This window comes from Microcoleus sp. N9_A1, from assembly GCF_036701795.1.
Taxonomy (GTDB): domain Bacteria; phylum Cyanobacteriota; class Cyanobacteriia; order Cyanobacteriales; family Microcoleaceae; genus Microcoleus.
In genome coordinates, this window is record NZ_JAUBRI010000117.1 from 1 (window position 1) to 11676 (window position 11676).

Annotated in this window: 7 protein-coding genes; 3 read left to right on the forward strand and 4 right to left on the reverse strand. The window is 46.2% G+C overall.

All coding sequences use genetic code 11. The annotated features are described in order from the left end of the window. Positions 1-546: 546 nt before the first annotated feature. Both QUA58_RS29635 and QUA58_RS29640 read right to left on the reverse strand, forming a co-directional pair. Complete coding sequence (locus QUA58_RS29635) at positions 547-909, reverse strand: helix-turn-helix domain-containing protein (RefSeq protein ID WP_445301915.1); 363 nt, start codon at positions 907-909, stop codon at positions 547-549. A gap of 553 nt (positions 910-1462) precedes the next feature. Further along, entirely contained in the window at positions 1463-2194 is a 732-nt protein-coding gene (locus tag QUA58_RS29640; RefSeq protein WP_333397676.1) for a sucrose-phosphate phosphatase, read from the reverse strand. Between the two features lie 157 nt (positions 2195-2351). Here QUA58_RS29640 and QUA58_RS29645 point away from each other — a divergent pair, with 157 nt between their 5' ends. After that, complete coding sequence (locus tag QUA58_RS29645; protein ID WP_333397678.1) at positions 2352-4529, forward strand: iron uptake porin; 2178 nt, start codon at positions 2352-2354, stop codon at positions 4527-4529. A gap of 177 nt (positions 4530-4706) precedes the next feature. Here the strand turns inward: QUA58_RS29645 and QUA58_RS29650 are convergent, their stop codons facing one another. Both QUA58_RS29650 and QUA58_RS29655 read right to left on the reverse strand, forming a co-directional pair. Further along, a complete protein-coding gene (locus QUA58_RS29650; protein WP_333397679.1) occupies positions 4707-8048 on the reverse strand; it encodes a PAS domain S-box protein in 3342 nt (1113 codons plus the stop codon). Positions 8049-8451: 403 nt separating this feature from the next. Next, positions 8452-9111, reverse strand: a complete 660-nt coding sequence (locus QUA58_RS29655; RefSeq protein ID WP_333256989.1) for an HAD family hydrolase — start codon at positions 9109-9111, stop codon at positions 8452-8454. A gap of 111 nt (positions 9112-9222) precedes the next feature. Between QUA58_RS29655 and QUA58_RS29660 the strand changes: the two genes are divergently transcribed. Both QUA58_RS29660 and QUA58_RS29665 read left to right on the forward strand, forming a co-directional pair. Further along, positions 9223-9987, forward strand: a complete 765-nt coding sequence (locus QUA58_RS29660) for a Uma2 family endonuclease (RefSeq protein ID WP_333256992.1) — start codon at positions 9223-9225, stop codon at positions 9985-9987. Positions 9988-10486: 499 nt separating this feature from the next. Then, positions 10487-11671 carry a transposase gene (locus QUA58_RS29665; RefSeq protein WP_333397680.1) on the forward strand — a complete coding sequence of 395 codons (1185 nt, stop codon included), beginning with the start codon at positions 10487-10489 and terminating at the stop codon, positions 11669-11671. Positions 11672-11676: the final 5 nt, after the last annotated feature.

An 11676-nucleotide genomic window follows, 5' to 3' on the forward strand; every position in this document is an offset into this window, starting at 1 on the left:
GGATAGTCTACCCGGACAGGGCAGACTTGATTACCTCTTCTATTCTACATTCCCCCCTGACAATTAATCCACCCTGCTCGAAGAGAGCTTATGAGGGGGTTATTTCGTTCCAAGTGTCCATACTATGAATCTTTAGAGTTCCACTGTCCACCAGGTTTATATCGAGATGCTGTTGGTCGCCGTAGTAAACGCCAACCTCTTATCCTTTACCTTTTGGTTCCAGCTAATCAGTCCTTTTTGCTGGTTCGGAATAATGATGGTTCAGTCGTGGATTCAGGCGTAATGCTTTACTCATGGATTCTTTGCTTGCCCCTCACTATCCTGGACTGGAAGTGTTGAAAGGCTTTCACCCCCGCTTTACGGATTGATGGCTAGTCTCTACCGTAGGGGACATGGTTTTTATCCATGTTCTGTGTGCTTTCACCTGGCATCTACAGGGGAGGGATTCTCACCCTCATGGTTCACTCAGTTGTCATATGTTTCAGTCAATAAGATAGACTGATATTATGCGGCTAATCCTCTCAAACCCTTATCGGACTTGAGTTTCTAGCCAACGAATCGCACGCTACGCTTTCCACTGACATCACCTTTTAAAAAACGATCAAACGTTACCTTAACTCGCTTAACTGCATCTTGGAGGACTTGAGAATAAATCTCGGCATACCAAGGATGAGTTTTCTTGAGTTGAGGTAATGTTTTTTTCTGGGTGTAGTAATCTGGATTGTCTCGCAGTTCCGGTAAGTAGCAAACTAGCGGACACGCATTGACGGAACAACGGTTTTGTTCGTACCAGTTGAATCGATCTGCCAACAAATAGTTGTACTGTGCACATAACATTGACAAGCATCTGTCAATCTCAATGGCTTGTAATTTTGTTGGACGTAATCGATACTGGTAAGAAGTTTTCATGAAGCGGTGAATGTTTGATTGCAGTCGCTACTTATCAATTACTGTTAATATAGTTGAATGCGTTACTTGATGTCAAGTTCATGAGTGAATATTTTATTCATACAATCAGCGAGGTTTCTACCTAAGAGTGTTAATTTTTATTGCCAAATCTCAACTGGCGACAGAAATGTTTAAAAAGGTGTGTTGAAAAAAGTCGAATAAAATAATTTGTTCGTCTCGTCATCCACCCGCCCACCGCTCAAAACATTGTTTTGAATTGGTTGACGGGTGGAATCCTCTCCTCACCGCGCCTTTCATCCCACACTAATCGAAGCGACAAGCGTGTGGGGATTCCCGTCTGTTTAGCTAAAGTTCAGTTCCACTATGTTGTATAAAGCAGTACACGCTGATAGTATCGCAACTCGCAGGTTCGATCGATACGCGGTTGAGATTCCTGAACAGATTTTAACGGTTTGGAGGACTTGGGGTGCTTAGGGTGCGTTTATAGGGAGGACTTCAGTTCTTTGATTTTTATGAGGGCTTTAGTCATCACTACAAAACGGATTTTAAGCAATCAAAATTCCCAAAAATATGCCATTCCTTCCATGATTCCCCAAGCGCAAGCAGAACCAGCTAAATAATGATGTTTAGTGCCGCATTCGCGATGCCATGCCAAGAGTTCGGACATAGCGTTAGCGACGATTACTCCCCGAACATCTTGTTCAAACATACTGATATCGTTGCCAGAATCACCGCAAACTAATGTTGCTTCAGATGGAATTTGTAGGCGCTTTTGTAAATAAGTAAGGGCATTGCCTTTATTGCTAGTTTGCGGTAAAATATCCACATCGCGATTGCTGCTAAAAATGATTTGAGCTGGCAGTCCCGATTCAGTTAACTTTTGCTGCAAAGCCTGGACAGTCGAGCTATTTTCTGCTGCTGGCTCCAGACTATAACTGATTTTCCAAGGATTTTGTTCTTTTAGGGATTGGGGTTTAAGCTGGGAAAACTGCTGAGCTAAAGAGGCGATCGCCATTTTATCCCAGTCTTGAGAAAGATACTCTGCCCAATCTAAGTCGAGGATTCCGTCTTGGTAAATTTCGCTGCCTACACCTGCGATCAAATAGTCTGGTGCTAGCAGGTGCTTTTGGGCAATTAATTCGCAAGTTGAAGCATGAGAACGCCCGGTAGCGTAAACCAAACAAATTTGCGATCGCTGTGATTGCAAGCGCTGGTTGAAAACTTGAGTTGCTGCGTCATCTCCGACTAGCGTGTTGTCTAAATCTGTAACTAATAAAAACTTCATTTTGGGAATTAGTCAGTAGTCATCAGTGATCTGGAATCGAGGGCTTCCTAAAATTCTTTTAACTATTTATAAGAATTTGTTAAACAAAACACATTTATAAGCAAACTTATCGTTTAAGATTGGCAAAATTAAATTTTCAACAAGTGGTGTGAGTTTTATGGTGAATAATGCAACCTCCGTTAAAGCTTTTTGGCTGTCTTTCTTGATTTCTGGTGCAGCAGTGCCTTTGGCGCCGATCGCAGCAACAGCTCAAATTCAGGATACCTCAACTCCAGAAGTTGCGCTAGAAGCGAGTGCCGTCCCTACGGCTACCCCAGACGCAGCGCAGGCAGCAGGTAAGATTGAGATACCGCAGTTAGCGGCGATTACCACAGAGACTAACTCCGCAGTCGATCGCGCTTTACCCGACACAGATGCAGCATGGGTGAATCGCGCTTTACCCGACACAGATACAGCATGGGTGAATCCCGTTTTACCCGACACAGATGCAGCATGGGTGAATCGCGCTTTACCCGACACAGATGCAGCAATAGTCGATCGTGCTTTACCCAAACAAGATGCAGCAACAGTCGATCGTCCAACAACAACCCCAGAAATAACGGAGGCAATTAGCGAATTGCCTCCACAGAAGTTAGAAATTGCAAACTCTCCTCAGTCTCAAAACGTTGCTGAAGCCGGCAAAGTTGCCGACATCAGCAGCGAGACGGGCACCGCTGATGACCTCAGCATACAAGAAGACGCAGCACAAGTCACTTCTGTTTCCCAACTCTCCGACGTGCGGCCGACAGATTGGGCTTTTCAAGCCTTGCAATCCCTAGTAGAAAAATACGGCTGCATTGCGGGATATCCAGACGGCACATTCCGAGGGAATCGGGCAATGACTCGGTATGAATTCGCCGCCGGGTTAAACGCTTGCTTAGACCAAATTACCAAACAACTTGGCGGTTCTACTGGTAATTTAGTCAAGCGAGAAGATTTACTTGCTTTGCAAAGATTGCAAGAAGAATTTGCGGCAGAATTAGCTACATTGCGCGGTCGAGTAGATGCTTTAGAAGCCCGCACTGCCGAATTAGAAGCCAACCAATTTTCAACTACTACTAAACTCAACGGATTTGCTTGGTTTAACCTGACTGGAGCTTTTGCGGGCGATCGAGTCAGAGTTGAAGCAACAAATGGAAATGCTGCTCCGCTCGATCGAGTAGCCGGACGCGATCCTGTCACCAACAGACCAATTGTGCAGAGAGTGGACGATCCAGAAATCACTTTCAGTCAGTTAGTTTGGTTGACTCTCACTACTTCCTTTACAGGGAAAGACGAATTGATTACACAGCTAGCGGTAGGTAACGGCAATTCCCCAGCCAACCAGTATACTTCAACGGGTTTTTTCAATACATTCGGCACTCCTTTTCTCGACCAGACTGCTGGGGTGAATCCCAATGAAGTTACCCTGCGAGAACTTTCCTATCGGTTCCCGCTTAGCAACCGCTTCCAAGTAGTAGTCGGGCCGAGGATTAATTTCTACCGCTACTTTGACAACAATAGGTTTAACTTTTTCGTAGACGGTGCGAGCAGCTTTAATTCTAACAACAGCCCTTTGTTAAGCGCTACCCGACGCGGTGCCGGTGCTTTGGTTTTGTGGGATATCGCCCGCGCATTGAAACTGCGTTTTGGCTATTTGGGCGAGAGTACAGAATTTTTGCCAACTTCCGTGTTTAATTCCGCTTCCAATCCGTCTCAAGGCTTGTTTGGTGGGACAAATACGACTACAGCAGAATTAACATTCAGTCCGAGCGACCGGACTAATTTGCGCTTTTTGTACAGCCGTTCAAACATCCAGCAAATCGGCGGCTTAATTGGATCTCCTAACAGCAAGCCGTTAAACGGTGTGGCAGATGACGGTTTTGGTGGCCGCCTGGGGAATGCGACTGCGAATACTTATAGTTTCAATTTCGATTGGTTAGTCGCTCGCCGCTTTGGTCTTTTCGGCCGCTACGGCTACGCCGAAACCAATATATTTCCCAAGACTAACCGACCCGACGGCACGATCAAAAATCAATCTTATCAGTTAGGAGTTGCCTTTCCCGATTTGTTCAAAGAAGGAGCTTTGCTTACGGTATCATATTTAGTACCTTTTGACTTTACTGGCGGTCGGAGGTTTCTGGTTTCTGGCGGAGGGAATGGCGGCACGCAGTACGAAATTGAGGCAACTTATTATTTTCCTATCACCGACCATGTTTCGATCGTGCCAGCATTTTATGCGATCGGCAATGCCAATAATTTCGATAATAACCCGACAATTTTTGTGGGCAATTTGCGGACTCAGTTTAGTTTTTAATTCCCAGCATAAGTAGATACCGTAGGGTGCGTCGCTACCCTCCAATCTGCAATTAAAATAGAAAATATGGTAGTGACGCACCATACAAGATACCCACGTTGCAGCCAAAATAAACCGGTTTTTTTTTGGATCAACCCGGTTTGTAGATATCGGACTGTTCCTTTTTCCTGACTCCTTCTACTTAATTGGAATTTCGATGATAAATTCAGTACCTTTACCGGGTTCCGAGAGGCACTGCAATTTGCCGTTGTGTTTTTCAACGACTATTTGGTGCGAAATTGATAAACCCAAACCTGTGCCTTTACCTACGGGTTTTGTGGTAAAAAATGGGTCAAACAAACGCACCATATTATCTTCGGGAATGCCAGGGCCGTTGTCTTTAATCCGAATGCAAATGCTCTTGTTATCAATCGTTTCAGTTTTAATTGCGATCGTAGGAAAGCTAGAATCAGCGGTGTTTTTTTCTTTGCTGCTGCTTTCTTCCAAGGCGTCCATCGCATTGGCCAATACATTCATAAATACCTGATTTAACTGTCCGGGATGACAGTTGATTTGTGGCAGCTCTCCGTATTCTTTAATCACTTTAATGCCCTGCCAGTTGGGTTTGGCTTTCAGTCGGCTGTTCAACATTAACAAGGTACTTTCTAAACCTTCGTGAATGTCGGCAGTTTTGATTTTCGCTTCGTCCGCCCGCGAGAAATTGCGAAGAGTTTGAATAATTTCTACAATTCGCTCGCATCCGGTCTGCATCGAATTGAGCAATTTTGGCAGGTCTTCTGCTAGAAATTCTAAGTCTATATCTTCGGCTTGTTGCTGAAGTTTTGCTGGGGGATTTGGGTACTCTTCTTGATAGACTTGCACGATTTCTAATAAGTCTAAAACGTAGCCTCGGACGTGGCAGAGGTTGCCCGCCACAAAGCCAACTGGGTTGTTAATTTCGTGGGCAATTCCTGCTAGCACCTGTCCGAGGGAAGACATTTTTTCGGTTTGTACTAACTGCATTTGAGTTTGCTGCAATTCGCGCAAAGCTGTTTGGAGTTCTTGGGATTTTTGGTGGTCGCGATCGGCGGCGGCGGCCCGTTCTTCCTCAACTCCGATCGCCCCGGCAATAATTCCGATCAGCTTGCAGTCGGCTTCTGTGGGCGCGATCGACTCAGTGTACAGGACGCACAGCGCACCCACGTAATTGTCGCCCAGCCGCACTGCTTGTCCCAGATAGCTTCGCAGTTGGTAGCGGATGACAGCGGGATCGATTTGGGCGTAGATCGTGTTCTGCAAGTCAGGAATGGCCACAGCCCGATCGCTTCCTTTGCTGCATACGTCGGTGCAGATGTGGCCCTCGGCGCGATCGACCAGCGGGTAGTCCGGCGGCGCTTGCCAAGTCGCGATCGCGCGCAGCAGACCGCCACCGACGCGACTGTAGATAGTGCTGCTTCCGCCCAAAAGCTCGCCGGCTAAGGATGTCAGCCGCTGGATGTTCTCAGCGGCGTCGGTGGTGAATCCCAAAAAGCACTCGTTGATTTTGCTGAGGCGGTACTCTGCTTGCCTGCGCGCCGTCATGTCGCGGGAGTTGATCACAATTCCCCTCACAGTGGGGTCTGCTAGCAAGTTAATGCCCACGCCTTCGAGAAAACACCAAGAACCGTCAGCGCGCCGGAACCGACCTTCTAGGGCGATGGGATCGCCTGGATTTGCCATCAGTTTTTCGCCGTCGGAAATCACCGAGGGAATGTCGTCAGGGTGGATGAAATCGAGGGCAATAAGATTGGCGAATTCCTCTGGTTCGTAGCCCAAAACTCTTTCTACAGAAGGGCTTTCGTAAACAATGTGACCGCTGGCGGAAAGAATAGTAATGATGTCGGAACTGTTGAGAATTAGCGATCGCCACTTAGCCTCATTTTGGAACAAAGCTGACTCGGCTTGTTTGCGATCGGTAATATCCTCTACCATTTGCAAAATAAACTGTGGCGTTCCCTGACTGCTGTCGATGACAGAGGCGCTGAGGCGTCCCCACCTGATGCTGCCGTCTTGGCGGAGGTAGCGCTTCTCGATTTGGTAAGCTTCGCGGGATCCCGCGGCCAACTGTTGGCGCAACTCGCGCGAAACTTGTGTGTCTTCCGGGTGCGCGCAGTCGTCGAGGCCCATACCCCGCAGTTCGGCTTCCGATCGCCCCAGCATAGCTTGAAATGCCGGGTTAGTGGCGATCGCAACACCTTCGAGGGTAGCGACTACCATGCCGATCGCACCGCGTTCAAAAATTGCCCGAAACCGCTGTTCGCTGTCTCGCAAAGCTGCATCCGCTGCCACTTCCTGCGTGATGTCCCGCCCCGCGACTGCCAAACCTTTGCGCGAACCGTCGGGGTTGAACAGCGGCACTTTCCGCACTTCAAACAAATTGCTGCCGCCTGTGGGCAAGGGGACAATTTGGCGGCTGGAGGTGAGAGTGCCTGCTTGCCAGGTTGTTTCGTCGGTTTCCTGCCAAGTTAGCAGGATTTCTCTGACTCTCGGATCGGCGGCGGCAGCGAGTTCGGCAGTAGTTTTACCTTGGTAGTCTGCGGTTTCCCAGCCCAAAAGTTGAAGGGCGCAGTCGTTGGCAATCAGCCAGCGCCCCTCGCTGTCTGTGAGGTTGATCGCGTCGGGCACGGCGTTAATCGCGGTTTTCAACCAGTATTCTTGATTTCGCAGGGCTGCTTCGGCTTGTTTGCGATCGGCGATTTCGGCGACGGTTCCTTCGTAGTAAAGGAGTTCGCCAGCTTCGTCGCGGACTTCGCGCACGTTTTCCGAGATCCAGGTAGTGCTGCCGTCTTGGCGGCGGACGCAGGACTCAAACTCTTTCAGGGAGGCATTTTGGCTGATTTCTGCCATGAAGGAAGCGCGGCGGGTGCGATCGGCGTAAAGGTTTTTTGCCGAACATTTTGCGATCAGTTCTGACGGGGAATCGTAGCCGTACATTCGGGCGAGTGCCGGGTTGGCGCTGAGGTAACGCCCGTCTGGGGCGGTTTGAAATATGCCTTCGGTGGCGTTTTCAAAGATGCTGCGGTATTTTGCCTCGGCTTGTTTGAGGGCTTCTTCTGCTTGGAAGCGATCGGTGATATCAGATTGGACGCCGATGAAGTGGGTAACGAGCCCGCTGCTGTCGCGCACCGGCGAGATGGTAAGTTCGTTCCAGAAGGGGGTGCCGTCTTTGCGGTAGTTTTTCAGAACTACTTTGCAGTCGTGTTGTTCTTTCAGGGCCACGCGGATTTGATCGACTGCAGCGCCATCGGTATCCGGGCCTTGCAGGAAGCGGCAGTTGTGCCCGATTATTTCGCTGCGATCGTAGCCTGTAATCCGCTCGAAAGCCGGGTTGCAGTAGACTATGGGCTTGTCCGGCCGGGTAGCGTCTGCGATCGTGATGCCGTTGCTGGTAGCTGCCAGGGCGCGATCGTACAGCCGAAATACTTCTTCTATTAAATTCGGTGTGCCGCCAGTACGAGTCGGCGATAGCGTTTCAGAAGGAATGCTTATATCTATCTGCATGAGTTTCTATAAATAGAGTTTATTGTAGATCCCGACTGGCAGCACACCCTAGACTTTAACAGAATTGCCTGTTTTCCACAGGCAGAAGTTAGAAGGCTATTAAGCAGAATTTGGGCGGTAAATCCTACCTAAAAAAATCTGGCTTCCCTCGTTTTTTTTCTCTTTGCTTCTGCCTTTTGCCTTCTACCTTCAAACGAATCCTACTTGTTAATTTATAATAGCTGTTCCCGCAATCCCTCTATCTTTGGTATGGTTTGCTTGGCAGAGTTTAGGCAGCTTACAAGTTTGGGCATTTATTTTTTTGATTAAATAAAAAATACATCATCCGGCTCTACTAAAAAAAAATAATTAAATACTTTTTAGTTAAATGATTCAAACTCTTCTGAAAAAAACCGAGAAAACATTAATTTTGAAGAAATACAGCAAGTTCCGAAATATCGTCGATCGCGAAAGTCGGTTCTAGGGCGAGACACTGAGCGCGATCGCCATATCCGTAAGCCGCCCAACAAACATCTATCCCAGCATTTTTAGCAAACAGCAAATCAATCGCTGTATCGCCAACCATTAAAATTTGACTGTTCTCAAACTCCGGGAACAGCGGTTTAATAATCGAGTGAAAAACCGCCGGGTTTGGCTTCATAATCATTTCTCCATTATCACCTAAAATTAAATCAAAAAAACTGTAAACTTTCAATTTCTGCAGTAACAAATTCACAAAACTAACGTGTTTGTTGCTGAAAACTCCCAGGCTCAATCCAGACTGGCGCGCCAACTGCAATAGTTGCTTTGTCCCCGGAAATAAATCTACCTGCTTTTCACCTTCCGTCCGATAATAAGAGCGGTAAGTTTCAACCCATTCGGGAATTGCGCTTTCCTCGATCGCCGGATGGAGGATTTTAAAAGTATTTGGTAAATTGATGCCGATCGTACCTATAATAGTATCAGCAGCAGGCGGGGTAATATTGAAACTTTCAAAAGTTTTTGTAAAGCAATATACAATCGCTTTGTGAGTAATTGCCAAAGTGCCGTCGAAGTCAAAAATAATTAACTTGTACTTACTCATATTTCTGAATTTTTTCTAGATAGCAATCGGAGGTTTCCAATGACCTAATAGCATGATTAATCTCTAAGTCACTAATTATAAGTATAATCTTTAAACATTCAAGAGGTCAACATGAGTGTCACCGAAAAACCAGAAATTATAGCAACTGATTTCCCTGACCACACTCAATTACCCGACTCCGACGGTACTTTTGTGAAAAACTTCCAAGAACATCCTCAAAGCATCCTGTTAACAACATCAATCCGACCGATTTTAGACCAAATTCATCCCGACGGACAATACTGCATCGGTCAAGATTCCGGTATTTACTGGCGAGTGGCCCGGCCCCCGGAACCGCCAGAAAGAGGAGCCGAAGCACCTGATTGGTTTTACGTGCCCGACGTGCCGCCAACTCTTGACGGAAATCTTCGTCGCTCCTATGTCATGTGGCAGGAATTAATGCCGCCTCGGATTGTACTTGAATTTGTTTCTGGCGATGGCAGTGAAGAAAGAGATAGGACTCCTCGCGAGGGCAAATTCTGGATTTACGAACGGATAATTAGACCTGCTTTTTACGGCATTTATGAAGTCAAAAAGGCACAAGTTGAAGTGTATCATTTGGTAGAGGATAGGTTCGAGTTAGTCCCACAAAATGAGCGCGGACATTACAAAATCGAGCCAATGGGATTGGAATTAGGCATTTGGCAAGGGGTTTATCAGGGCGTAGAACTGCCTTGGCTGCGCTGGTGGGATGCCTCCGGGAATTTGCTGCCGGCAGCCGAGGAACGGGCAGAACAAGCCGAATTAATGGCAGAACGAGAACGACAAAGGCGCATAGAAGCTGAGTTGCGAATTCAAGCTTTAGAAGCGCGTTTGCGAGAGTTAGAAGGCGAGTAATACCATTTTAGATTGGAGATGACTGAGGACTATCGGGGTTGGGATGTTCATAAGTCATTGGCAATTCTTCAATTCTTTAATCAAAAATCTAAATTCCCATCAGTCGCAGGTTCCGGTAGGGACACGGCAATTCAGTGTCCCTAGGAATATCATGTGCTGTAAAAACCCGAGCGCCTAGCAGCCTCCTCAGAAACGATATAAACATTCATCGGTTATCATCGGAAATTTGCGTAGCATAAAACTTCATTAAGATTGTAAGCATCAATAAACAAGGGTAGTATCATATAGTAGACCTCTTGCAAAAAAAATCTATGTTACAATTAAAGGTTTTGAGTTTGAGACCCCAGAGCTAACTCATAATTGTCAAGTGCTGATATAACCTGCAATCTGCTCCACTTAAGCCAAACCTTTGATTATAGCATAAAATTATTTTGCAAGAGGTCTAGTCAAGAAAGTCAAATAAAAAATTGTTGCGCTAGTTAAAAAATGGAGAGTCTGGATGCAACTAGCAGAGAGGCACATCATTAAATCTACGGAACACCGTTTCGCTGAGATTGATGAATTAGCTTTTAAATCCAAGAATCTCTACAATGCCGCTAACTACGTCATTCGTCAGAGTTTTGTCTATGGATGGGGTTATATCAATTACAACGAAATGAACCGTTCGATGAAGTCTCATCCATCCTACAAGGCAATGCCCGCCAAGGTAAGTCAACAAATCTTGATGATATTGGACAAAAATTGGAAATCTTTTTTTGAAGCTCTCAAAGCTTACAAGATTGAGCCAACGAAATTTACTGGTCGCCCCAAGTTACCAAAGTACAAAGATAAAGTTAAAGGACGGAATATTCTCGTCTATACGATTCAGGCGATTAGTAGCAAGCAATTGAAGAAAGGAATCATCAAGCTTTCGGGTACTAATATCTTAATCAAGACCCAGGTAAATCCCGAGCAACTTTGTCAAGTCAGACTGGTACCTAAGTGCGATTCCTATGTAATTGAGGTGATTTATAATGAACCGGAGTCCACCGTCGAACCGATTCAAAAAGAAGCAGTAGCTAGTATCGATTTGGGACTAAATAATTTAGTGGCGTTAACTTCAAATCAGTCGGGTTTTATCCCTCTCCTGATTAACGGGCGACCATTGAAATCGCTCAATCAGTTCTACAACAAGCGTAAGGCGCAACTACAATCTCAATTAAAAGGAAGTAGTAAGACATCATCCCGTATTCAACGCCTAACTCGTTGTCGCAATCAAAAAGTCGATAATTACTTGCACTCCTCCAGCCGCCTTATCATTAATCTTCTCGTCGCACGAAAGATTGGGACGCTAGTAATTGGAAAAAACCTCCAATGGAAGAGGGAGATTAGCTTAGGGAAGCAAACCAATCAGAAGTTCGTAAGTGTTCCTCATGCCCGATTAATTGAAATGTTGGAATACAAAGCTGAATTGGTTGGGATAAAGGTGATTGTGCAAGAAGAATCCTATACTTCTAAATCGAACTTTCTAGCTTTAGACCCAATCCCTCTTTATGGGAAGTCTGGCGCTAATGATGTCGCATTTAGTGGCAAGCGAATTAAGAGAGGATTGTACAAAACATCGGTCGGTCAATTAATCAATGCGGATGTTAACGGATCTTACAAGTGCGATTCGTTCAGTCGAAACCGAGAAATCGGGGGATGACTGGC